Raw genomic sequence first — 23,386 nt, 5'->3', positions numbered from 1 at the left:
GCGCTGATGGCCCACCCTGTCCGAAGCGGCAGCCGCGCGTCCGCCCCGTCGGGCGCGCGGCCCGGCCGCCCCCCACAGTCCCCGGCGGACGACCCCGCTGTCCTGCGGCGCCGCGCCCAGGCAGGGCGCGCCCGCCGCGAGACCCTGTTCGGTTACGGGATGGTGTCGCTGTCCCTGATCGTGGTCGTCGTCTTCACCGTCGCCCCGATCCTGGCCTCCTTCGTCCTCGCCCTGTTCAAGTGGGACGCCATCTCCAGCCCCGAGTTCGTGGGACTGGACAACTTCGACGCGCTGCTGAGCGACGAAGCTGTCACCCATTCCCTGCTGGTGACGGCCGGCTTCGCCGTGATGATCGTCTTCCTTCAGGTGGTCCTCGGCCTGGGCCTTGCGCTGCTGGTCGCCCAGCGGGCTTCGAAGATCGTCCAGAACCTGTTCCGGGCGGCGTTCTTCCTGCCGATGCTGGCCTCGGCGGCTTCGATCTCGATCGTGATGTCGTATGTGTTCAACGACCAGTTCGGCGTCATCAACTACTACCTGGGCCTTCTGCACCTGCCCGAGGTGTCGTGGCTGAGCTCCACCGGTGGTGCGACGGCCACCATCGTGATCGTCGCCGTGTGGCAGCAACTCGGTTTCACCTTCATTCTCTTCGTCGCAGCCCTCGGCTCCGTGCCGCAGGACGTCCTGGAGGCCGCGCAGATCGACGGCGCCTCCTCGGCCCGGATGTTCTGGCGGATCAAGCTCCCGCTGATCAGCCCGACCGTGTTGTTCGCGTCCACCGTGGGCCTGATCAACACCATGCAGCTGTTCGACCAGCCCTATGTGATGACCAAGGGCGGACCGGGCGACTCGACGTACACCACCGTGCTGCTCGTCTACCAGACGGCCTTCCAGAACCTTCAGTTCGGCTACGCCTCGGCCATGTCCGTCGTGCTGTTCGCCGTCCTGCTCGTCATCACGGCCGTGCAGTTCACGGTGAGCCGAAAGTGGGTGTTCTACTCGTGACCGCCATCCTCGACAAGCAGCCCGCGACCACCGTCCCCGCGCCGCGCCGCCGCCGTCGTCTCACCGTCGGACGGCTGCTGTCCCTCGCCGTGCTGATCGTGGCGGCCGTGCTGGTCGTCGCCCCGCTCGTGTGGGCCCTGTCCACCTCGCTGCGCACCCCGGCCACGAGCTTCGACCAGCCCCCGAAGTGGTTCCCCACGGATCCGATCTGGTCGAACTACAAGGCCGTCTTCGACCAGGTCCCCCTCGCTACGTTCTTCCTCAACAGCACGATCGTCACCGGGCTCATCGTGGCCGGCCAGCTCATCACCTCGACGATGAGCGGCTACGCCTTCGCCATGGTCCGCTTCCGCGGCAACAAGGCCCTGTTCTGGATCATCCTGGCCACCATGATGGTGCCGGTCCAGACGACCATCATCCCGGTCTTCCTGATCATCAAGTACCTGGGCCTGACCGACAGCCGCATGGCCTTGATCCTGCCCGCGGTCGGCGGCGCCTTCGGCACCTTCCTGATGCGGCAGTACTTCCTGCAGATGCCCCGCGAACTCGGCGAGGCGGCCCGCGTGGACGGGGCCTCGCACTTCCAGGTCTTCGCCCGCATCTACGCCCCCATGGCCCGCGCCCCGATGGCGACGCTGGCGGTGCTCACCTTCTCCGCCTACTGGAACGAGTTCTTCCGCCCGCTGATCTTCCTGCAGTCCACCGACAAGTTCACCCTCCCTCTGGGACTGGTGAGCCTGCAGGGAAGCAACGGCACCGGCAGTGTCTCCATCGTCCTGGCCGGCGTGATCCTCGCCCTCATTCCCAGCGTGCTGATCTTCCTTGCCGCTCAGCGGTACTTCGTCGAGGGAATCGTGGCCGGCTCCTTCCGCTGAGCCCTCCCTCCGCCCCCATGTTTTGCACACCCTGAAAGGCACGCGTGTGTCCACCGCGCCCTCTGACTCCCACCGTCCCGTCGCGCACCTGCGACCGCCGGCCAACTGGATCAACGACCCCAACGGGCTGGTCTTCCACGACGGCCACTACCACGTCTGCTACCAGTACAACCCCTACGGCACCCGCCACGCGAACATGCACTGGGGCCACTTCCGCAGCCCCGATCTGCTGAGCTGGGAACCCCTGCCGATCGCCCTGACCCCCACCCCCGGGGGCGTGGACGCCGACGGCTGCTTCTCCGGCAACGCCGTCTCCGACGGAGACCGCATCGTCGCCTTCTACTCCGCCTACCGACGTGACCGCTGGGACCAGCCCGTCACCACCGCCACCTCCCTCGACAACGGCCGCAGCTTCGCTCCCCGAGGGGATTTGCTCATACCCGAGCCGCCCGAGGGCACGACCATGTACCGCGACCCGTACGTCTGGCGTGACGGGCAGGGCTGGCGGATGCTGGTCGGCGCCTCCCTCGCCGACGGCCGCGCCGCGGTCCTCCTGTACGACTCGCCCGACCTGGAAACCTGGACCTACCGCGGCCCCTTCCACGCCGGTGCCCCGAAGCCAGTCGGCCCGCCCGAAGCGGGCCTGCTCACCGGCGAGGGCTGGGAGTGCCCCCAATACCTCCCCGCCGGCGGCGGACGCGGCGCCCTCATCGTCGCCGCCTGGGACGACCACGACGGCCCCCGCTCCGTCCTCGCCCTGGCCGGCGAGGAACACGACAACGTTCTCCACGCCACCTCGCCCCAACTCCTCGACCACGGACCCGACTTCTACGCCCCCGCCCTGCTGTCCGCCCCCGGAGGCAGATGGCTGCTGTGGGGCTGGTCCTGGGAAGCCCGCGACCAGGAGTGGTCCGACGCCGACGGCTGGGCCGGCACGCTCACCCTGCCCCGCGAGATCACCCTGACCGAGGACGGCCGACCGCACCAGCAGCCCGCCGAGGAGCTCCTCGCCCTGCGCGGTGAGCGCATCCTCCACTCTGCGGGACTCGCCTCGAACACCGAACCGGTGGACCTGGGCACGGTGGGCCGCAGCTTCGACCTCACGGCACGCCTGGAAGTCAGCGGCACGGCCGGCCTGCGCCTGGTCACCTCGCCCGACAACTCCGAATACCTCGACATCCGCCTCGACGCCGACGCCGGCGAGCTGGTCGTCAACCGCGACCGCGCCTCCCTCGACCCACGCGCCCACGGCGGCACCTACAAGATCCCCTGCCCCGGCGGCGGACCGGTCGACCTGCGCATCATCGTCGACCATTCGATCGCCGAGATCTTCCTGGCCACCGGCCAGGCACTCACCGTGCGCTTCTACCCGGTCGGCGCACAGGGCTTCTACCCCAAGTCCGACCGCCCCTGGCGCCTGGAGGCACGCGCCACCACGGGCGCACGGCTCGACTACACCGTCGACGCATGGGACCTGCAGCCGCTTCAGATCAAGGAAGCTGCGGCCGCTGCTCCGGACCGGAAGGAACGTGTCTCATGACCACAGTCGTCATCGGCGAAGCCCTGGTCGACCTCGCCTGGCGGGCAGGCAGCGCCCACATCGTCCCGCACCCCGGCGGCAGCCCCGCCAACGTCGCCGTCGGTCTGCGCCGGCTCGGCCAACCCGCCACCCTCATGACCTGCTGGGGCGACGACCTGCCCGGCGAACTGGTCCGCGCGCACCTGGACTCCATCGGCGTCGACGTGCACCACCTGCCCAGTGCCTCCGCCCGCACCACCATCGCCCTCGCCTACCTCGATGACACCACCGGCAGCGCCCACTACGACTTCCTCGCCGCCTGGGACCCCGTCGACATCCCCCTCCCGCCCCAGACCACCCTGATCCACACCGGCTCACTCGCCGCCGTCGTCGAACCCGGCGCCACCCGCGTCGTCGAGACCTGCCAAGCACACCGCAGCCACCCGGGCCGCGCCGTCTCCCTCGACCTCAACGTGCGCCCCGCCGTCCTGCCCGACCGCGACGCCTACCGCACCCGGGCCGAACGGCTGATCGCCGCCGCCGACCTCGTCAAGGCCAGCGACGAGGACCTGGCCTGGCTCTACCCCGACCTCACCCCCGAAGCCGCCGCACAGGCCCTGCTCGCCCTCGGCCCGCGCCTGGCCGTCATCACCCGCGGCGCCCAGGGCGCAACCGCCCTCACCGCGCACCACCAGGTCACCCTCCCCGCACCACCGACGCGCGTCGTCGACACCATCGGCGCCGGAGACGCCTTCCAAGCCTGCCTCCTCGACACCCTCCTCCAGCCCGATGGAACGGTCCACATCCCGGCCACGCCCGCCGAACTGGAAACGGCCCTACGCCGCTGCGTCACCGCCGGCGCCCTCACCTGCGCCCGTGCAGGCGCACAACCCCCCACCAGCGAGGAGATCGACGCGGCACGGGCAGCCGAGGACTCCTCCCTCGCCCCCGCAACGCGGTGAGCTCCTTGCAGCCCCTTCCGTCAAAGGACCCCGCCATGTCCACCATCACCCCCTGGTGGCGCAGCGCCGTCATCTACCAGGTCTACATCCGCAGCTTCGCCGACGGAAACGGCGACGGCGAAGGCGACATCGCCGGCCTGCGCTCCCGCCTGCCCTACCTCAAAGCGCTCGGCGTGGACGCCCTCTGGATCAACCCCTGGTACAAGTCACCCATGGCGGACGGCGGTTACGACGTCGCCGACTTCCGCGCCATCGACCCGCTGTTCGGCACACTCGCCGACGCCGAACAGCTCATCGAGGACGCACACCGGCACGGAATCCGCATCATCCCCGACATCGTCCCCAATCACACCTCCGACCAGCACGCCTGGTTCCAGCAGGCGCTGGCCGCCGGCCCCGGCGGCCCGGAGCGGGACCGGTACATCTTCCGGCCCGGCCGCGGCCCCGACGGCGCCCAGCCGCCCAACAACTGGGTGTCCTGCTTCGGCGGCCCCGCTTGGACCCGCGTACCCGACGGCGACTGGTACCTGCACCTGTTCCCCCCCCAGCAGCCCGACCTCAACTGGCAACACCCCGACGTCCACGCCGAGTTCGAGTCCATCCTGCGGTTCTGGTTCAGCCGGGGCGTCGACGGCTTCCGCATCGACGTCGCCCACGGCCTCGCCAAGGACCCGGAACTGCCCGACCTGGCCCAGGCGCAGATCCCGCACCCCCACTGGGACCGCGACGACGTCCACGCCATCTACCGCACCTGGCGCAAGATCGCCGACGAGTACCCGGGCGACCGCACCTTCGCCGCCGAAGCCTGGACCGACACCCCCGACCGACTCGCCGCCTACGTCCGCCCCGACGGCCTGCACACCGCCTTCAACTTCGACTTCCTCATGGCCAGCTGGGACGCCAAGGTGCTACGCGCAGCCATCGACGACTCCCTCGCCATGCTCTCCTCCGTGGGCGCACCGGCCACCTGGGTGCTGTCCAACCACGACGTCATGCGCCACACCAGCCGCTACGCCCGCCCGAACGTCAAACGCTGGATACCCAACGTCCCCTACCTCCCCGACGGCCCGGCCGACCTGGAGCTGGGCACCCGCCGCGCCCGCGCCGCAGCCCTGCTGATGCTCGCCCTGCCCGGCGGCGCCTACATCTACCAGGGCGACGAACTCGGCCTCCCGGAGGTCGAAGACCTGCCCGAGGCCGTACGCCAGGACCCCGTCTGGGAACGCTCCAGCCACACCAACCCGGGCCGCGACGGCTGCCGAGTCCCGATTCCCTGGTCCGGCGACGTGGCCCCGTTCGGCTTCAGCCCCGCCGGCGCCACCGCCGCGCCCTGGCTGCCGCAGCCCCCGGACTGGGGTAGCCGCAGCGTCGAGGCACAGACCGGTGACGAGACGTCGATGCTGGAGCTGTACCGCACCGCCCTACAGCTCCGCCGCGACAACCGCGCCCTCGGCGACGGCACCATGACCTGGCTCGACACCCCCGCCGACATCCTCGCCTTCCACCGCGACCCCGGCCTCGTGTGCGTCGTCAACCTCTCGACCGAGACATACCGGCTGCCCGACCACACCACGATCCTGCTGGTCAGCGGTCCCGTCGAAGACGGACTGCTGGAGCCCGACCAAGCGGTCTGGCTCAAGAATTAGCGGCCTCCATCTGGAGCACCCCCGCGATCCGCCAGGGCCTGTCCGGTGTCCACTCCCCGCAGACCGCACCGGCCCTGGCCCATGCGAACCCTGCGCTCCAGAGGTCCGGAGAACCCCCGCCTGCCGCCACCGACGGCTTCCGCTGTCTCCACAGGCCGACATCGACACGATGGGCCGGCAGTCGCCACTTCCGATTCCCTGCGTCCCATCAGCGTCCCAACAACCACTCTTGCTCGCTGATCAAGCCTCCCGCTCCAGCCTGCGAGAGCCACCGAACGATCCATAACCGCAGGTCAACGTGCTTTCAACCACGGATCACCGCACCGCTGCTGAACTCACGAGCAGCGGATTCAGTCCGTCGACCCAAAGTCCTGAATCCGCACCCCTGCCGAGACGTTTCCGCGGGTCACAGACCTGCATGGTGGGGCGGGTGGGACTCGAACCCACGGCCGACGGATTATGAGTCCTTTGAGGATCTTGGCGACCCTTGCCGATCAGCGTCCGTTCATGACGTTTTTGCTGGTCAGATGGGGTGTGCTGTGTCTCCGCGCCTCCGTCTTTGTCGGTCTGTTCCTATCCAATGCGCAGACGCTCCGCGCTCATCGACGCATGGACGTACGCACCCACCTACACCGGTTCGGTGAACTGGTCGAACACCATCACCGCGGCCCGGGTGGCGAGGGACCAGCGGTCCCGTCCTTCCGGGTCCTCCAGGTTGGGATGTCCGGCGATCCAGCGCATGTGGAAGCCGTCGAGCAGGGCGGCGATGGTGGTGGCGAGGTGTTCGATCTTGTAGGGCGCGCGCATGCGCAGCCCGTAGGCGTCCAGCAGCGCCTGGTACGCCTCGCAGGCGACCTCGGTGAACGACTCGCCGTAGTGCCCCAGGGCGTCGCGGACGCGTGGGTTGGCGGCGCTGGAGTAGAAACCGAGCAGCACGCGGTAGATCGGGTCCACTCGGTGGTTCTCGTGGTTGTCCGTCAGGACGTCGTTGAGAGCCTCCTGCCAGGTCGTGCCGGTGTCGACCGCCTCCTTGAAACGGCGGATGCTCTCCGGCAGCCCCGGGACCAGTTCGGCCTGTCGGCTGGTGAGGTGGAAGAGGAGATCTGCCTGGAAGTCGGCCTGGGCAGGCCAGATCTGGTAGATGGATCCGGTCGTGATCGCCGGTGCGGTGTCGTCGCCCAGTCTCTCCCGCATGATGCGGGTGGCTTCCTCGGTGACCCGCTTGACGCGGATATGAGCAAGGGCTGCGGAGACGGCAGCCTCGCTCGTGTCGGAGGTGCCGGCGCAGACGAGCTGGGTTGCCGCTTCCAGCATGAGGGCCCGGGTCTCTTCGGGTGAGCGCCGAGGGAGCCTGCGTCTCACGGCGTGCTCCGTCATGTCCTTCCCCTCCCATTGCATGATCGTTAATTCGGTGTGAACGGGGGCGTTGACAGGGCGCCAGCGTACACCTAGATTCCCGATCCGTAAGAAAGTTACGAAACTCGAAAGCACCGATCACCTGGTCTTTCGAAGTTCCTCGGGCTGGACCGAGGCACCGGTCATCCCGGTGCGCCCTCCTGCCCCTCCGCTGCCTTCCGCGCTCTCCCCGCATGCCGTGCCGGGCATCGCCCTGCCGTTTTCCGATCCTGGAGGATCCCGCATGCCCGCAATCTCACGCCCCCTCAGACTCGGCCTCGTCTCCGCCGCCATGGCGCCCCTGCTGGGCGTCGCCGCATGCGGCGGATCGGGCACCAACGCACCCTCGTCGTCCGGCGCCTCCGGGGGTGGCTCCTCCGCGACTTCGGACTCCCGCTCGGCGAGTGACGTCGTGACCGACTACCTCGGCTACGTCGGCGGAAAGGCGGGCAAGGCCGACGCCGGCCTCGACCCGGTCACCCTGGGCTGGGTGAACGTCGAAGGCGGCCCCGGCGGCAACCCCGAAGCCACCCTCGGTGCCCGTGCCGCGGTGAAGTACGTCAACGACAGGCTGGGCGGCATCGGCGGGCACCCGCTGAAGCTGAACGTCTGCACGGTGGTGTCCGCCGAGGAGGAGGGACAGAAGTGCGGCCAGCAACTGCTGGGCGACAAGGAGGTCTCCGCCATCGGCGTCGGCAATCTCTACCTCGGTGACGCCTCCTTCAACTCCGTGATCGCGGGCAAGAAGCCCGTGCTGGTCGGAGTGGCGACGGGCCCGACCATGCCCACCGCGAAGAACACCTTCAGCACGTTCGGCGACCTGCCGCACATCTTCGGCACCTGGGGCACGTACGCCCGTGACGTGCTGAAGGCGAAGACCGCGGCGGTGATCCACACGAGCACGCCCGGTGACAAGATCGCCTCCGGGGCAGCGGTGAAAGGCCTGAAAGCCGCCGGTCTGAAGGTGAAGTCCGTCGGATTCGACGCGCAGTCGACCGATCTGATCGGCCCGGTCACCGCGGCCGGGGCGAACACCGCGGATGTCGTGGTCCCCATCTCCATCGGTGGCGGATGCGTCGGAATCGCCAAGGCACTGAAGCAGCTCAATGTCACCAAGCCGGTGGTCTCCACGCCGCTGTGCATGTCCCCCGATGTTGCCCAGGGGCTCGGAGGGGACCTGCCCACCTGGACGTACGGCGTCGCCCAGACGCTGCCGATGGACTCCTCGGCCGCCGACTCCAAGGCGTTCCTGAAGGCCTCGGCGCAGGCCGGGCTGGGCAAGGACGACCAGTCCAAGGTCTTCGCGCCGCTGGGCTGGAGCACGATCCTGACGTACGCGAAGGTGCTCAACGCCATCGGCCCGGACAAGATCACCCCCGCGTCCGTGACCGAGCGGCTCAAGAAGTTCCCCGGGCCGGTCATCATGGGCGCCGCAGAGGTCAAGTGCGGCAAGTACTCGGACGCCCCCGCCGTCTGCAACGACCAGGCGAGGTTCTACCAGTACGAAGGCAAGGGCCAGTTCAAGCCCCTGACCGACTGGATCCGCCCGCCCCAGTGAGCCCCGCCCGCCCCGCCGCCGCTGAGGTTGCAGCCTCGCAGGACGCAGCCTCAGCAGCGCGGACTCGCGGACTTGCGGACTCATGACAGGAGTCATGAATTGGAACAGATCCTGCTCTTCGCCGTCCTCGGCCTCGGCCAGGGGGCACTGATCGCCGGCATCGCGCTCGGCGTGGTGGTCACCTACCGGGGCTCGGGCATCATCAACCTGTCCACCGGCGCGGTCGCCATGGCCTCGGCCTACGCCTTCTGGGCCCTGACCACCGGTTTCTTCGGGCTCACCCTGCCCGTGGGACCCGCTCTCGCCGGGGCGCTGGCAGTCGCGCTGGCCATCGGAGTCCTGACAGAGGTGGCGGTCTTCAAGCCGCTGCGCACCGTCTCGCCCCTGGCCAAACTCGCGGCCTCCCTCGGCATCCTGCTCACCCTGCAGGCCACCGTGCTCCTGGTCTTCGGGGTGCAGCCGCAGCAGGCACCGAGCATCCTTCCGACCGGCACCGTCACCATGCTGGGCATCACCACACCCTTCGACCGCTTCGGCCTGGCCGGACTGGTCGTCGTGATCGCCATGGTCCTCGGGGCCCTGTACCGGTGGAGCCGCTTCGGCCTGGCCACCCGCGCGGCCTCGGAGAACGAACAGGCCGCTCTTCTGGCAGGCCTGTCACCCAACAGCGTCTCGATGGCCAACACACTCCTGGCCGCCCTGGTCGCCGGGCTCCTCGGTGTCCTGGCCGCGCCCATCGTCCAGGTCGACTCCATGACGCTCCCCCTGCAGGTGGTCCCGGCCCTGGCCGCCGCCCTCTTCGCCGGGTTCACCTCGCTGTGGATCGCCTGCACCGCGGGCATCCTCATCGGAGTGCTCCAGTCGATCGTGTACTACCTGTCCACGCAGAGCTGGTTCCCGACCGACAACGGCAACGCCATGCCCGGCCTCCAGCAGCTCCTCGTCTTCGCCCTGATGGTCGTCGCCCTGTATGTGCGGGGTGCCGGTCTGCCGCGCCGTGGTGAACTCGTCGAACAGCGACTGCCCGCGGTGCCGCTGCCCGAGCGGCTGCTACGTCCCGCCCTGATGGCCACCGCGGTCGCCGCCGCCGCACTGATAGTGCTCCCGTTCGACTTCCGCCAGGCACTCACGAACTCGTTGATCGGCATGGTCATCGTCCTGTCCTACGTCGTCATCACCGGTTACGTGGGACAGATCTCCGTGATGCAGCTCGCGCTCTCCGGAACCGCGGGCTTCGTCCTCTCCCACCTCTCGGTCCGGTTGGGGATCCCGTTCCCGTTCTCCGCCCTCGGCGCGATGGTGCTGGCCACACTGCTCGGAGTAGCCGCGGGCGTCTCCGCCCTGCGGGTGCGGGGCGTGAGCCTGGCCGTCGTCACCCTGGCCGCGGCCCTGGCCATGGAACAGGCGCTGTTCAACAACACCTCGTTCGGCGGAACGGCCGGAGTGTCCGTACCCCCGCCGCGCCTGTTCGGGATCGACCTCGGCCCGAAAGCGGACTTCCGCGGCCTGGACGGCAACGAACCGAGCCCCATGTTCGGCTTCCTCGTCCTGGCCGTCACCGTCGCTCTCGGACTGTACGTCGCCCATCTCAGGCGCACCGGACTCGGCCGACGGATGCTCGCCGTCCGCTCCAACGAGCGCGCCGCCGCGGCAGCCGGTGTAGACGTGCGGGCCGTGAAGATCGCCGCGTTCACGATCAGTTCCTTCATCGCCAGCGCCGCCGGCACCCTCTACGGCTACAACTTCGGCTCGGTCAGCGCCGCCCGGTTCACCGCGCTGGCCGCCCTCGGCCTGATCGGTTTCGCCTACATCGGCGGCATCACCATGGTGTCCGGAGCCGTGATCGCGGGGCTGATGTCCACCGAGGCGCTGCTGCCCCACGCGCTGGACAAGTGGTTCGGGATCAAGGGGACTTGGGCCCTGCTCTTCGGCGGCGTCTCCCTGATCGTGACGCTGATCGCCAACCCCGACGGCATCGCGGGCGCCGCCCACCGCCGGAGAACGGCGAAGAGGGCGAGACGCGCGGCGGCCACGACCGGACCACCGGCCGACAACGCATCCGCCGTCGGCTCCCCGGAGATCCACCTCGGCCGTACCACTGCCGACGCCAAGGAGGTCGCACCGTGAACGTTCTCTCTGTCCAGCAGTTGGGCGTCAGCTACGGCGGCGTCCACGCGCTCAGCGATGTCTCCCTGGAGGTCGGCGAGGGCCAACTCGTGGGGCTCATCGGCCCCAACGGGGCCGGCAAGACCACCTTCGTGGACGCGGTCACCGGCCTCGTCGCCGCCCGGGGAAAGGTGGAACTGGACGGCAAGGACCTGACCGGACGGCCGCCCCATGTACGAGCCCGCCGAGGACTCGCCCGCACCTTCCAGAGCAGCGAACTCTTCGAAGACCTCACGGTCGCGGAGAACCTCCAGGTCACGGCGGACCCTTCGACGTGGTGGACCACGCTCGGCGAGACCTTCGGCCGCCGCCCGTCCCCGAACCTCGCTGTCCCGGAGGCCCTCGCGGCCCTGGGACTCGAGGACCTGGCCGACGCCTCGGCACACGAACTGTCCCAGGGCAGACGCAAACTCGTCGGTGTGGCACGGGCCTTGGCAGCCCGCCCCCGCATCATCTGTCTCGACGAACCCGCGGCCGGCCTGGACACGACGGAGAGCGCCGAACTCGGACGCAGACTGCGCGCGGTCGCCGAGGCCGGCACCGCGCTGCTCCTCATCGACCACGACATGAGCCTCGTGATGGGCATCTGCGACCACGTCGTCGTCCTGGAGTTCGGCAAGGTGATCGCCTCCGGGACACCGGCACAGGTCCGAACCGACCCAGCCGTCGTGACCGCCTACCTCGGGGCATCCGCCGTCCAGCCTGCCACCGCGTCCGGCACTTCGACCGCCGGCTCCGCCAAGGCCCTCACCAGCACACCGGAGACACCATGAGCACCCCAGTCCTGAAGGTGGCCGGACTCACCGCCGGATACGACGGAGCCGCTGTCATCCGCGGGATCGACCTCGAAGTGGGCGCGGGAGAGGTCGTCGCCCTCCTCGGGGCCAACGGAGCGGGGAAGACCACCACGCTCAAGGCCGTCTCCGCGCTGCTGCGCCCCCTTGCCGGCACCATCACTTTCAACGGAACGGACCTCGGCAGGATCCCGGCAGCGACCCGCGCCCGCCTCGGCATCGCCCACGTTCCGGAAGGACGAGGCATCTTCTCCGGCCTCACGGTGGCGGAACACCTGCGCCTCGGTCACCGGGGCGAGCGCCTCGACCAGGCGGCCGCCGCGCGTTACTTCCCCGCCCTGTCCCGCCTCCAGGACCGCAAGGCAGGACTGCTCTCCGGCGGCGAGCAGCAGATGCTCGCCATGGGACGGGCCCTGGCCCGCAGCCCCAAGCTGCTCCTGCTCGACGAGCTCAGCCTCGGTCTGGCACCCATCATCGTCGAGGAGTTGCTGCCCATAGTCAGGCGCTATGCCGACGACACCGGCTGCGGGGTGCTGCTCGTCGAACAGCACGTCGGCCTCGCCCTCGACATAGCCGACCGCGGCTACGTCCTCTCCCACGGCGAGATCACCGCGCACGCCGCGGCCCGGGAACTCCGGGCCGACCAGTCCCGGATCATCGCCGGCTACCTCGGCGAGCAGCACGTCTGACCCGGCCGGGCGGCCACGACCGTCGTACACCACGACCGCCGTGAGCCTGAACCGCTCGGGCCGGCCCACCCCGTACAACTCGGCCCGTACAACTCGGCCGGACGCTCAGGGCTGCCCGCGTACCCAAGACAAGGAACCCGATGTTCACCTTCGAAAGCGAAGACGGCGTCCAGATCCACGTGCACGAATGGAAGCCGGAGTCGCCCCCGCGAGCCGTCGTCCAGATCGCCCACGGCATGGGAGAGCACGCCGACCGTTATGCCCCACTCGCGGCAGCACTGACCGCTGAGGGCTACGCAGTTTATGCCAACGATCACCGCGGACACGGGCTGAGCAGGCACGCCGAGCCCGGTCATCTCGGGGACGACGGCTGGAACCGACTCGTCAGTGACATGGTCACCCTCTCAGAGGCCATCCGCGAGCAGCACCCCGGCCTGCCCCTGGTGCTGCTCGGACACAGCCTCGGTTCCTTCGCCTCGCAGCAGTACGTCCTGGGCCACTCCCACCTGATCGACGCCGTCGCCCTCGCCGGGACTACCGCGGTCGACGTGATGCTAGCGGCACAGGCACAGGAGGCCGCGGAGGGAGGAGACCCGTTGCACGCGCTCAACGAGGCGTTCCAGCCCAGCCGCACGCCGTTCGACTGGCTCAGCCGGGACGAACTGGCCGTCGACGCCTACCTCGCCGACCCCATGTGCGGCTTCAGCCTCGACGCCCAGGGCATGGCTGACATCACCATCGCCTCGGCGTCACTTGCCCAGCCCAAGGGCATCCCGGCGGATCTGCCCATCTGCGTCCTGGTCGGGGATCACGACCCGCTGAACGCCGATCTCTCACTCAGCAACCTGCTTGTCGAACGCTACGGCGAGGCCGGCGTCATCGACGTGACCTATCTCAGTTATCCCGAAGCCCGCCACGAGCTGTTCCACGAGACCAACAAACAGGAGATCGTCAACGACCTGCTGGCCTGGCTGAACCGCGTCCTCGCCCGCTCGGCGCTGGAGACAGATTCCCGCTGAGCTGGCGGGGAGGGGCTCATAGTCGCGGGCCGGACGTCGGCTGGGCATGATCCTTCCCCGGCTGGTCGCGGGCCTTGGTCGGTTACTGCTTTCCTGGCGAAGCTGCCGGTGTCGATCTCGGTGAGGGTGCCGAGCTTGACGGAGCGTTTCAGCTTGGCGCGGGTGCCTTCGATGTTCCTGGGCAGCAGTTCGCGGTCGAGGGCTTCGCAGACATGACGGGCCCGCAGCGGACCGGGCCTCATTGAAGACGGCGGCTAGCTCAGGCCGCGGTGCGGCCGTTTGTGGTGATGAAGCGATCGGCTGGGAGGTGGGGTCCTCCAGAGCGAGGTCGGCGGCGATGCCGCCCATGGCGGGCGAGAGCTTGAAGCCCTGGCCGGAGTGGCCGGCCAGCAGGGCACTTCTCGCGTTTCGCGGGTCACTCTCGTTCATTGCCTCAGTGGACGGTTGCCCGTCTCAGGACTGAACGGCCGAACGCAGCTCGGGCAGGGACAGGACCTCGTCCAGCGCGTCGACGTAGACATCCACATGCTCACGACGGAAGGTCATGGGCGGTTTGATCTTCAGTACGTTGTCGTGCACGCCATTGGGGAAGACGATGACGCCTCGCTCCTTCATGAGCTCGGTGACCATGAAGGCCTGCTCCGTGGCCGGCATTTTGGTGGTGCGGTTGCGGACCAGTTCGACGCCGAGGTAGAGCCCTTCTGCCCGCACGTCACCGATGAGCGGTTGGTGCTGCTGGAGCTCGCGCAGCGACTGGGTGAAGTACCCGCCCACGCTCACGGCGTTCTCCCTCAGCCCATCCTGCTCGACGATGTCGAGCACGGCCTCGCCGATCGCACAGGAGACCGGGTTGCCGCCGAAGGTGTTGAAGTACTTCATGCCCGTGTCGAACGCGTCGGCGATCTCCCGAGTCGTGACCACCGCCGCGAGGGGATGCCCGTTCCCGAGCGGCTTGCCCATCGTGACAATGTCCGGGACCACCCCTTGGAGCTCGAAACCCCACCAGGGCCCGAGTCGTCCGACGCCGACCTGGACCTCGTCGGAGATGCACAGGGCGCCCGCCCGCCTGGCAGCAGTGAACACGCCGTCGAGGTAGCCGTCGGGGAACACGATGTTCCCGCCCGATCCCATAAGGGACTCGGCGATGAAGGCGGCTGGGGGTCGGCCGTCGGCTGTGATCCGCTCGATGACAGCCGCGGCGTCGCGCGCGTACTTGACTCCGGCGTCCGCGTCGTCGTACCCGTAGGTGCTGCGGTAGCGGTCCGGGATGACGACCTCGTGGGTGGTCGCGGGTGCACCGGCGCCGCCGGGGCCCTTGTAACGGTTCGGGCTGATCCCGGTCACCACGCCGGTGTTTCCGTGGTACGCGCCGTCGATGTTGACGATGTGCTGACGACCTGTCACCTGGCGAGCGATCCGCAACGCCAGGTCGTTTGCCTCGCTGCCCGTGCACACGAGGAAGACGACCTCGAGCGGGTCGGGCAGGGTGGCTACCAGCTTCTGCACGTAACTGGCGATCTGCGGGTAGACGAAACGGCTGTTGGTGTTGAGCTTGCGCATCTGTCGGGTGGCGGCGGCCGTCACCCGTGGCTCGGCATGGCCGACGTGGGTGACGTTGTTCAGCGAGTCCAGATAGGCCAGGCCGTCCTCGTCGTGGAACCACACGCCCCGCCCGCGCACGAGGTTCATCGGGTTGCGGTAGTAGTTGCGCTGGGAGCGAGCGATGTGGCGACGGCGCACTGAGACGACGTCGTCGATGGTGGGGACCGCGGCGGGGGACTCGGTGAACCCGAAGAGCCCGGCGGGGTCAGGTGACAGGTGGCTCCACACCTGCCGTGCGGAGGGCGGCACGGCACGAGGCGGCGGCCAGGTGGCCATCCGTGCGGTGCGATGGACCTGCACCTGGACGCAGGGCCCGAGCGCGTCCGTCTCATCGCTCGCGCCGGCGCGTCCCAACGGCGCCCCGGCCGGGACTCTCGCCGCAACGGGCGGCGAGTCGTCGAGTCCCCACCAGCAGGTCCAGAACTCCAGCCCCTCGACCGCATGTCGCAGCACCAACGGCATACCGGGGCCACCGCGGGCCTCGACGACGCCGGACAGCGGGCTGGCAACCTCCTCGGCGTCGGCCACGACCAGCAAGCCGCCGACCTGAACCGTCGCGGGCTCGTCGGCTCCTGGGCGGCGCCGGCCCCCCAGGAGCAGCGATGCGCTGAGGTGGGGCACGTAGCCCCGCCGCCGCCGTCCGTCGAGGACGTCGTCGATGCTCGCGCGCACCGCCCTCGCATCGTGCCAGTCGACTTCGTCGTAGAGATCACTTGCCGGTCGCAGGTCGAGCAGCTGCGGGGCCGGTGTGTGCGGGGCACCGTCTCGGACCGCCTCTGCCAAGACCTCTTCCAAACCCCGCTGCTCCGGCGTCCGGGGGAGTCCGCACGCGACCCGGAACGTCGCCTCGGCGACGTCGGGGCAGACCTCGGCCACCTGCGCGATCGCCGGCCAGGTGTGTTGCACGCGGGTCCGCCCGTACGGCGTGTCGCTCTCGGCGACCCGGCGCGTCCACGTCACGGCGTTCATGCACAGCCGGGCGGCCGCCAACGGATAGACAGCCGCCAGTTCCTCAGCCGTGAGGGGGAGCACCGAGTGGAATCCGGCCACGACTTCGGCCGCGGCAGCGAGCGGGTCGGCCTTGCGGACCATGGCGTAGCCCGCCGCGATCGCCACCTCTGCCGCGCGCACACTGTAGAGCGAGTCGCCCAGGTCGACGATGCCCGAGATCCGCAGCACCCCGTCCTCGTCGGCGTCGGCCAGAACGTTGGCGTCGTTGAGATCCTGGTGTAGGACGCTCCGCGGCAGTCGGTCCCATGCCGGCAGGAGATCGTCGTACCAGCCCATGATCGTGCGCACCGACTCCCGCCGGTCCGCGTCCTGGACAGCGTGCAGCGACGCCTCGACGATCTCAGCGGCCCGGCGCATGTCCCAGTCGTGCGGTTCCAAGCCCACCGGTGGCTCCATGCTGGAGAGTCCGAGGCTCAGCCGCCCAGCGGCTTCTCCCAGCTGACGCAGAAGCGCCGCGGGATGGTCGTCGAGATCCGCCAGGACCCGGCCCTCAAGCCAGCTCATCACGCGGACCACGTGCGTTCGGCCCTCGTGGACGACGGCGGCAAGGCACTTCCCCTCGCGTGTCGCAACCAGTCGTGGCACCGGAAGGTCGGGAACGGTGGAGGCCAGATGCTGGAGGAGCGAGTTCTGCCAGAGGACGTCGGCTGAGTCCGGCTCCGCGCGGGTGACCCGTACGAAGTAGCGCATGCCGTCATCGCCGGTGATCCGGACGTTCTGGTCGACCTCCCCTCCCAGTGGGTGCTGGACATATCCCTCGAGTCCGAAGGACTGCCGCAGCACGTGATCGAGGAGGGAGCCCGGCAGTTGGCTGGTGTGACCGGGGATGGTCGTTCCGTCCTGGCCGGCGGTGGTCGCTGAGGTCATCGGTGCGTTCTCTCTCTCGTCGTCAGGTCGCTCATCACTCGCCGTGGGCCTGCGTCACGACGCTCGGGTCGTGGCCGGTCCCCCGCCGCCACCCGTGTCGGACCTTTGCCCGACGCTGTCAGTCAGCTCTCGGACGGTCCGATCGATGCGGTTCCTGGGAGGAGGCGGGCAGGGCTGCCGCGGCTGTGTCTCGATCGCTTCACGGGCTGCGCAGACCTTGGCCTTGGTCGGCATCAGGTCCGAGGTGGGCCGTCCGTCAAAGGCGGAGCGCTCATCGAGACCTGTCATCTGCTCACGCGGCGGCGGTTATGACGTCCCAGGTGACGTTGGAGGAAGCACCCCGCGCAGCGCCTGGGCGGGGTCCAGCGGTGTCCTCATGGTCCTCGACCCTCGCCTTGAGCTCGGCGTAGTCTCTGGGGGAGTCCTGGGTGATCTCGATCCCGCTCTGCCTGGCGAACCGCTGACACTGACCCGAGGAACGCGGCGTCCTCAGCAGCGCCTACTCAAGGTGACGGACTGGGGATCAGGTGCTTACGGAAGCGCCATAGCTGCTCCAAGTGCGTCGTCATGTCCCGAGCCCTCTCCAGCCCGAGGTGATGCGTCAGATGAAACACCGCGGAGAATCCGGCAACAAGGGACGTGAGGCCGCGACATCGACCCCGTATTTTGTGCCTGTGCACAATTTCTGCCAGGGAGCCCCACCGGCATGTCAGCGGCATTTCCCGGAGGCGGCCCCGTATCCGTCCGGTGACGGCTGTCGTCGGGAGAGGCGGTCCTCGTGAGCGGCCCGGGAGGCCGTCAGGGTGGGGCCCGCCACGACGCCGTGCAGGCGATCGCGCGCCGGCTCCTCGAGGAACGACTTGACGAACTGACCTCTCGTGCTCTCGAACAGCTGGAAGCCGAGGAGGCCGCCTACGCGTCGGCGGACTGGGACCCGGTCCAGAAACGGGAGGGGATGCGACGAACCCTCGAACTCGCCCTGACCCGGCTGGCCGGCGGTTCCGTGCCCCGCACAGTCTCGCGCGCCACCGAGGACGTGGGACGCGAGCGAGCGGAACAGGCGTTTCCTCTGACCGCTCTGATGCACTCCTTCCAGCTGGACCTCAGGACCCTGTGGGAGGCCGTGCTCGCGGAGGGGCGAGCACGTGGCATCAGCGCCGATCCCGACTTCCTCGACGGGTTGATCCGCGTCTGGGAGGCGACGGACGCCAACAGCGTCGAGGTCGTCGACGCCTACCGCCGCACCGAGCGCGACCTGGCGAGCCGTCGTACGGAGGTGCGCAACCGCGCCTTCAGTCGCCTCGTCCTGGAAGGGGAGCAGGATCCCTCCACGGTCGCCGAGGCCTCGACGTTGCTGGGCTTCTCCGAGCACGTCGCCCTGACCGTGGTCGTGGTCGAATCCGTTCCTACCGGGGACCCTGCTCTGTCCCAGGTCGACGACGCGCTGCGCCGAGGCGGCCTGCTGCGTCACTTCGGATGGATGGGTGACGAGCTCCTCGGCATCATCGGTCACGGAAAGCGCGATGAAGAGGCCATGCTTGCCATGCTCCGGCCGTTCGCCCCGTGGCGCTGCGGCGTCGCGGAAGTCCCCGGGCTGGCGCTGACGGCGCGGGGCATCCGGTTCGCACGTGCCGCGATCCGCAGCTCCGCGCAGCCCGGAGTGCGGCACGTGGAGGGCCACTGGGTCGGGGCGATCATGTCGGCGCAGGAGGAGCTCACCGGTGCGATGGCCACCGGCGTGCTGCGCCCACTCCTCGAGCTGCGCGACCGCGACAGCATCGTCGAGACCCTGCGCTGGTACCTCGACCTGGGCTCGGTCGCCGAGGTGGCCGCACGCACCTACCGTCACCGGAACACGGTGGGCAATCGCCTGCAGGCCGCGGAAGAGGCGACCGGGCTGAAGCTGTCACGACCGAACGACGCCGCCCGGCTGGTCCTCGCCCTGGCTTGGCTGGAGACGGACGCGGGCGCCCGCTTCCGGGTGACGGTGTCCTGATCCACCGATTGCTGGACGGGTTGTGGCAACCGGCCGGGGCCGCGACCGAGAGAGCTGGAGACAAAGCGTGGCGGTCAGAGGCCATATGCCCTTCATGAGGATGGCAGCCTTGGTGGCCGACAGCCCGGTCACGCCGCCGGGCAGCAGCGCCAAGCGGCCGCAGTTCGCGCCGGAGCCGCTCGCGGTGCCTCTCAGAAATTGTGCACAGGCACAAAATACGCGGTCGATCTCGCGGCCTCACGTCCCTTGTTGCCGGATTCTCCACAGTGCTTCACTGACGCATCACCTCGAGCCGGAGAGGCTCATCGCATCGGAGCAGCAATGATGCTGCCGCCGACTACCTGATCAGCATTCGCCGTCCCCGGCCTGTCCGGGGGCTCGTCCTCCAGCGGCGGCCCCTCGGGCACCCCCTCAGCCCCCATGCCATCGGTCGCCGCCCCAACGCTCGGCAGCCTCCTGAAAAACCCCGATGCGGCCGGCCTGGCCGCACTCGACGAGATCGTGACTCCCGGTAAACGGGATGCCCTATATGTCCGTAAAGAGGTTGAATATCATGCGTCAGATCGTCACCTTCGATGCCTACGGCACCCTGGTCGACTTCCAGCTCGGCCCCACCACCCTGAAGGTCCTGGCCGACCGGCTGGACCTGGACCGTCTGAACGTCGACGAGTTCCTCGACGACTTCCGCATCATGCGGTTCCACGCCGTCCTGGAGGCATACCGCCCCTTCCGCGAGCTGCTGCCCTCCAGCCTGGAGATAGCGATGCGTCTGCACGGCCTGGAGTACCGGCAGTCCGACGGCGAGGCCCTGGTCGCGGCCGTGCCCACCTTCTGCCCCCACCCCGAGGTCCCGGCCGCCCTGCGGGCGCTGAAGTCGCGGTACGAGATCGCCATCATCTCCAACACGGACGACGACCTCATCGCCCAGAACCTGGCCAACATGGGCGTCGAGTTCGACCATGTCATCACCGCCCAGCAGGCCAAGGCGTACAAGCCGTCCCGGCAGACCTTCGAGTACGCCTTCCAGGCCATGGACATCGACCCCGCCCAGGTCATCCACGTCGCCCAGGGCTGGGAGTACGACCTCATCCCCACCCGCGACCTCGGCCTCGCTCGCCGCGTGTGGATCAACCGCTACGGCCACAACGGCTCCATCGGCGCCCGCGGCAGCGCCGACTACCAGCCCTTCGACGAGCTGCCCGACCTGTCCGGCCTGCCGGCCCTGCTCGGCTGCTGACCCCACGGCGACACGGCGACACAGGATAGAGAACGCAAAGGACGCACGCCATGAAGCAGATCCCCTACTGGCTCGACACCGCTCCCGCCCTGCCCGACCGGTCTGGAAAGGACCTGCCGGACGAGGCCGACGTGGTGGTCATCGGCGGCGGCCTCACCGGACTGTCCACCGCTTACCACGCCGCCCGCAAGGGCGCCCGGGTCGTCCTCGTCGAGAAGGACAAGGTCGGCTCGGGAGCCTCCGGACGCAACGGCAGCCACTGCAACCCCGGCATCACCATCAGCCCGGCCGAGGCCCGCAAGCGCTACGGGATGGAGCGCGCCCGCGAGATCTACGATGCGTTCCGCGATGCGGTGGACCTCGTCGAGGAGCTCGCGGTCAGGGAGAAGATCGACTGCGACTTCCACCGTGCCGGGCGCCTCGGCGTCGCCTTCAAACCCCAGCACTTCGACGCCATGCGGGCCAAGCAGCGCGATCTGGCCGAGAACTTCGGCCACGACACGGTATTGCTGACCAAGAGTGAACTGCGCGCCGAACTCGGCTCCGACTACTACCACGGCGCGCTGCTCGACCCGCTCGGCGCGGCCCTGCATGTGGGCAAGTTCGTCCATGGCCTGGCCGAGGCCGCGGAACACGCCGGTGCGGAGATCCACGAACGGAACGCCGCCACGGGCCTGACGAGGACCCCCAGCGGCGGCTTCCTCGTCGAGACCATGCACGGCACCATCCGCGCCAAGCAGGTCATGGCGGCCACCGACGCCTACACCGACAAGGCGCTGCCCTGGTTCCGGAAGCGGTTGATCAACGTCGGCAGCTTCATCATCGTCACCGAACCGCTCGGCGAGGCGCGCGCTCGCGACATCATTCCCAACGGGCGCCTGGTGGTCGACTCCAAGAACGTCGGCCACTACATCCGCCTCACCCCCGACAACCGCCTCGCCTTCGGTGGCCGGGCCCGCTTCGCGCCCTCCAACCCTGCCTCCGACGTGAAGAGCGGGGACGTCCTGAAGCGGGAGATGACGGAGATCTTCCCGCAACTGGCGGGCGTCCGGGTCGACTACGTCTGGGGCGGCATGGTCGGCTTCTCCTGGGACCGCCTCCCGCACGCGGGTGAGGCACAGGGCGCCAAGGGCCTGTACTACTCCATGGGGTACTGCGGCCATGGAGTCCAGATGGCCACCTACATGGGCCGGGCGGTCGCCGAGATGATGGACGGCAAGCCGGAGGCCAACCCCCTGCGTGACCTTGGCTTCCCCAAGGTTCCCGTCCCCTTCTACAACGGCACCGCCTGGTTCCTGCCGTTCGGCGGCGCCTACTACAAGGCCAAGGACCGCCTGCGCTGACCAACAGCGATTCACCGGAAGGGCCAGTGGCGGTGTCCGCCCGCCACTGGCCCTTGCCATGTCGTTTCCGGCACTCGAAAAGCGCAGTCGCGGATCTCGTCACCGAGCTCGACGGCTGCCGTCCAGACCGAGGCGGGGTGTGAAAGCGCGAGGCCAAGGGCGCACATCGAGGCAACGGCAACCCGTCCGGCGTCTTCGCGCGGTCCGGGCTCCAGGCGAAGGCACGGACGGGTGCCGACCGAGCGACGGAAGGAGCCCGCCCGTGTCCGTCTTACCCTCCGCATCCGCTCAGGCGGTTGCTTTCCTGCGCGATCTCGGTGCGGCGGAGCTCGTCCATCCCGGAGGGAGCCTCCTCGCGCACCTCCACCGCGTCCAGGAGCAGCTCGCGGCGTGGGGCGCCCGCCCCCGCCCCTCCGGCTCGCCTGTGTCACGCGTGCTGCGGCACCGACGGCTTCCCCACCACGCTGCTGTTTCCGGACCGCCGTGCCGAAACTCGCGGCGGTGATCGGAGCCGAGGCCGAAGCCATCGTGTATCTCTACGGCTCGTGCGACCGGCAGGCGCACGCCAGCCGGGGGCGACAGGGTGCCGGCATGTCATACCAGGGGCTGAAACGGGCGTCGTACTCGACGTGGCGCATCGGACCGATGGCTTGGCCGGTGCTGCGGGCGATCATGGCTCGGACGACGATGTAGGCGGCCTGTTGGGTGACAAACGCGGCGGATGGCTGGAAGCCCTTCGGGGCGTTGGCGGTCAGCTTCATGATGTTGCTGAGGCCCGCACACGGGGACGCCGAGGTAGGGCGCGAGGCCGGCGAGCTCCGCGACGCGTGTTGTAGCCGCGGGCGCCGCGAAAGGTGTCCATCGTGATCTGCAGGGTCTCCTGCCGTCGCTGCTGGGCCCTGGCGCTCTTCGTGACACGTGGCTGCGACCCACCCGCCTTCCTAGTGGTCACCGGGCACAGCCTACGGGGCCCTCGATCTGCGGCCAGCTTGATCATCATCGACGCCCTCGCAGTACCGACCGCACCACCAGCGAAGCAACCCTCTGGCCCCACGGTTCGGCACCCACCGCCGCCCCATCACGCTGTGGTCAGCATCTACTCCGAACGCCGTCACAGCTCGCCCCGCCCTCATGCCCTGACCTCTCCCCTTTTCCGGGTCGTTTCCAGTTCGGGCAGTTTGTCGAACCTGCCAGGCAGGGCCCAGCCACGCAGCTGTCCACCCCAACCCGATCCCCTCGGCCTCAATCCGGCCCCAACAACCTGTGCTGCTGCCCCGAGGGCCGCCACACCCATGCTGACGACTTCCCTGATCAATTACAGATCCGCAGGTCAGAGCGTTTGCGGCAACCCAAGCGGAACAGGCGGGCGCAACGCTTCACTGAAGTGAGCAGCGGATTGTGTCCGTTGGGCTAAAGTCGGCGTTCCAACGCCCCGAGAGGGACGTTTTCGCAGGTCACAGCCCTGCGATGGTGGGGCGGGTGGGACTCGAACCCACGGCCGACGGATTATGAGTCCGCTGCTCCGCTCCAGGACGAAATTCGCTCCCTCAACACGTCCCCGCCTTTCGGCATGCGGCTGGCCGCAGTCGGATCTGGAACGCCTTGGCCGCACGCCGTCGGGTGCGCCGAGGTGATGCGGCATCAAGCCAAAGTGGCCCAAGCGCCGTTGGTCGTCTTCCGGGATCGGTGCGTCGCCCATATCCTC

General features: G+C 69.0%; 17 protein-coding genes. 14 read left to right on the top strand and 3 right to left on the bottom strand.

Annotated elements, in window-relative coordinates; all coding sequences use genetic code 11:
* Positions 1 to 6 precede the first annotated feature (6 nt).
* Genes FE633_RS02035 through FE633_RS02015 form a run of 5 tightly spaced genes read left to right on the top strand, consistent with a single transcriptional unit; the run spans position 7 to position 6,004 of the window.
* Complete coding sequence (locus FE633_RS02035) at positions 7 to 1,002, top strand: carbohydrate ABC transporter permease (protein WP_138043256.1); 996 nt, start codon at positions 7 to 9, stop codon at positions 1,000 to 1,002.
* Positions 999 to 1,877: a carbohydrate ABC transporter permease gene (locus FE633_RS02030; RefSeq protein WP_138043254.1), complete on the top strand. Its 879-nt coding sequence runs from the start codon at positions 999 to 1,001 to the stop codon at positions 1,875 to 1,877. The genes FE633_RS02035 and FE633_RS02030 overlap by 4 nt, the downstream gene beginning before the upstream one ends.
* Positions 1,878 to 1,923: 46 nt before the next feature.
* The gene (locus tag FE633_RS02025) at positions 1,924 to 3,417 is read left to right on the top strand and encodes a glycoside hydrolase family 32 protein (protein WP_138043253.1); all 1,494 of its coding nucleotides are present in this window, start codon (positions 1,924 to 1,926) and stop codon (positions 3,415 to 3,417) included.
* Entirely contained in the window at positions 3,414 to 4,358 is a 945-nt protein-coding gene (locus tag FE633_RS02020; protein ID WP_138043252.1) for a carbohydrate kinase family protein, read from the top strand. The genes FE633_RS02025 and FE633_RS02020 overlap by 4 nt, the downstream gene beginning before the upstream one ends.
* A 35-nt stretch (positions 4,359 to 4,393) precedes the next feature.
* Entirely contained in the window at positions 4,394 to 6,004 is a 1,611-nt protein-coding gene (locus FE633_RS02015) for a glycoside hydrolase family 13 protein (RefSeq protein WP_138043251.1), read from the top strand.
* A gap of 627 nt (positions 6,005 to 6,631) precedes the next feature.
* Here FE633_RS02015 and FE633_RS02010 read toward each other — a convergent pair.
* Positions 6,632 to 7,366, bottom strand: coding sequence for a hypothetical protein (locus FE633_RS02010; protein WP_246113364.1), 735 nt, complete (start codon positions 7,364 to 7,366; stop codon positions 6,632 to 6,634).
* Positions 7,367 to 7,643: 277 nt separating this feature from the next.
* Here FE633_RS02010 and FE633_RS02005 point away from each other — a divergent pair, with 277 nt between their 5' ends.
* The 5 genes from FE633_RS02005 to FE633_RS01985 all read left to right on the top strand — a co-directional run bounded on the left by FE633_RS02005 (position 7,644) and on the right by FE633_RS01985 (position 13,625).
* Positions 7,644 to 8,957, top strand: coding sequence for an ABC transporter substrate-binding protein (locus tag FE633_RS02005; RefSeq protein ID WP_138043250.1), 1,314 nt, complete (start codon positions 7,644 to 7,646; stop codon positions 8,955 to 8,957).
* Positions 8,958 to 9,056: 99 nt separating this feature from the next.
* Positions 9,057 to 11,084: a branched-chain amino acid ABC transporter permease gene (locus FE633_RS02000; protein ID WP_138043249.1), complete on the top strand. Its 2,028-nt coding sequence runs from the start codon at positions 9,057 to 9,059 to the stop codon at positions 11,082 to 11,084.
* Positions 11,081 to 11,896: an ABC transporter ATP-binding protein gene (locus FE633_RS01995; protein WP_138043248.1), complete on the top strand. Its 816-nt coding sequence runs from the start codon at positions 11,081 to 11,083 to the stop codon at positions 11,894 to 11,896. The genes FE633_RS02000 and FE633_RS01995 overlap by 4 nt, the downstream gene beginning before the upstream one ends.
* On the top strand, positions 11,893 to 12,606 hold the full coding sequence (locus tag FE633_RS01990) for an ABC transporter ATP-binding protein (RefSeq protein WP_138043247.1): 714 nt from the start codon (positions 11,893 to 11,895) through the stop codon (positions 12,604 to 12,606). Before FE633_RS01995 ends, FE633_RS01990 begins: the two co-directional genes overlap by 4 nt.
* Before the next feature lie 140 nt (positions 12,607 to 12,746).
* Positions 12,747 to 13,625 carry an alpha/beta fold hydrolase gene (locus tag FE633_RS01985; RefSeq protein ID WP_138043246.1) on the top strand — a complete coding sequence of 293 codons (879 nt, stop codon included), beginning with the start codon at positions 12,747 to 12,749 and terminating at the stop codon, positions 13,623 to 13,625.
* Between the two features lie 453 nt (positions 13,626 to 14,078).
* Here FE633_RS01985 and FE633_RS01980 read toward each other — a convergent pair whose 3' ends face one another.
* Positions 14,079 to 17,105, bottom strand: coding sequence for an aminotransferase class III-fold pyridoxal phosphate-dependent enzyme (locus tag FE633_RS01980; RefSeq protein WP_138043245.1), 3,027 nt, complete (start codon positions 17,103 to 17,105; stop codon positions 14,079 to 14,081).
* A gap of 778 nt (positions 17,106 to 17,883) precedes the next feature.
* Between FE633_RS01980 and FE633_RS01975 the strand changes: the two genes are divergently transcribed.
* From FE633_RS01975 to FE633_RS49660, 4 genes are all read left to right on the top strand, one after another.
* Positions 17,884 to 19,101 carry a PucR family transcriptional regulator gene (locus FE633_RS01975; RefSeq protein WP_138043244.1) on the top strand — a complete coding sequence of 406 codons (1,218 nt, stop codon included), beginning with the start codon at positions 17,884 to 17,886 and terminating at the stop codon, positions 19,099 to 19,101.
* A gap of 553 nt (positions 19,102 to 19,654) precedes the next feature.
* On the top strand, positions 19,655 to 20,338 hold the full coding sequence (locus FE633_RS01970) for a haloacid dehalogenase type II (protein ID WP_138043243.1): 684 nt from the start codon (positions 19,655 to 19,657) through the stop codon (positions 20,336 to 20,338).
* A gap of 50 nt (positions 20,339 to 20,388) precedes the next feature.
* Positions 20,389 to 21,681, top strand: a complete 1,293-nt coding sequence (locus tag FE633_RS01965) for an NAD(P)/FAD-dependent oxidoreductase (protein WP_138043242.1) — start codon at positions 20,389 to 20,391, stop codon at positions 21,679 to 21,681.
* Between the two features lie 58 nt (positions 21,682 to 21,739).
* Positions 21,740 to 22,186 (top strand): DUF6817 domain-containing protein, encoded by a 447-nt coding sequence (locus tag FE633_RS49660; protein WP_425473133.1) that lies wholly within the window; start codon positions 21,740 to 21,742, stop codon positions 22,184 to 22,186.
* 31 nt (positions 22,187 to 22,217) lie between these two features.
* Here the strand turns inward: FE633_RS49660 and FE633_RS01960 are convergent, their stop codons facing one another.
* Positions 22,218 to 22,442: a hypothetical protein gene (locus tag FE633_RS01960; protein WP_138043241.1), complete on the bottom strand. Its 225-nt coding sequence runs from the start codon at positions 22,440 to 22,442 to the stop codon at positions 22,218 to 22,220.
* Positions 22,443 to 23,386 lie beyond the last annotated feature (944 nt).

It is taken from the genome of Streptomyces montanus, from assembly GCF_005786655.1.
Classification (GTDB): Bacteria; Actinomycetota; Actinomycetes; order Streptomycetales; family Streptomycetaceae; genus Streptomyces; species Streptomyces sporangiiformans.
This window is presented reverse-complemented; position numbering and strand designations above follow the sequence as displayed.

Excerpts from the sequence above, each read along its gene's own strand:
- FE633_RS02035 (WP_138043256.1), top strand. The coding sequence starts at position 7 with ATGGCCCACCCTGTCCGAAGCGGCAGCCGCGCGTCCGCCCCGTCGGGC.
- FE633_RS02020 (WP_138043252.1), top strand. The coding sequence starts at position 3,414 with ATGACCACAGTCGTCATCGGCGAAGCCCTGGTCGACCTCGCCTGGCGG.
- FE633_RS02015 (WP_138043251.1), top strand. The coding sequence starts at position 4,394 with ATGTCCACCATCACCCCCTGGTGGCGCAGCGCCGTCATCTACCAGGTC.
- FE633_RS02005 (WP_138043250.1), top strand. The coding sequence starts at position 7,644 with ATGCCCGCAATCTCACGCCCCCTCAGACTCGGCCTCGTCTCCGCCGCC.
- FE633_RS01990 (WP_138043247.1), top strand. The coding sequence starts at position 11,893 with ATGAGCACCCCAGTCCTGAAGGTGGCCGGACTCACCGCCGGATACGAC.
- FE633_RS01985 (WP_138043246.1), top strand. The coding sequence starts at position 12,747 with ATGTTCACCTTCGAAAGCGAAGACGGCGTCCAGATCCACGTGCACGAA.
- FE633_RS01980 (WP_138043245.1), bottom strand. The coding sequence starts at position 17,105 with ATGACCTCAGCGACCACCGCCGGCCAGGACGGAACGACCATCCCCGGT.
- FE633_RS01970 (WP_138043243.1), top strand. The coding sequence starts at position 19,655 with ATGCGTCAGATCGTCACCTTCGATGCCTACGGCACCCTGGTCGACTTC.
- FE633_RS01965 (WP_138043242.1), top strand. The coding sequence starts at position 20,389 with ATGAAGCAGATCCCCTACTGGCTCGACACCGCTCCCGCCCTGCCCGAC.
- FE633_RS49660 (WP_425473133.1), top strand. The coding sequence starts at position 21,740 with ATGTCGTTTCCGGCACTCGAAAAGCGCAGTCGCGGATCTCGTCACCGA.
- FE633_RS01960 (WP_138043241.1), bottom strand. The coding sequence starts at position 22,442 with ATGAAGCTGACCGCCAACGCCCCGAAGGGCTTCCAGCCATCCGCCGCG.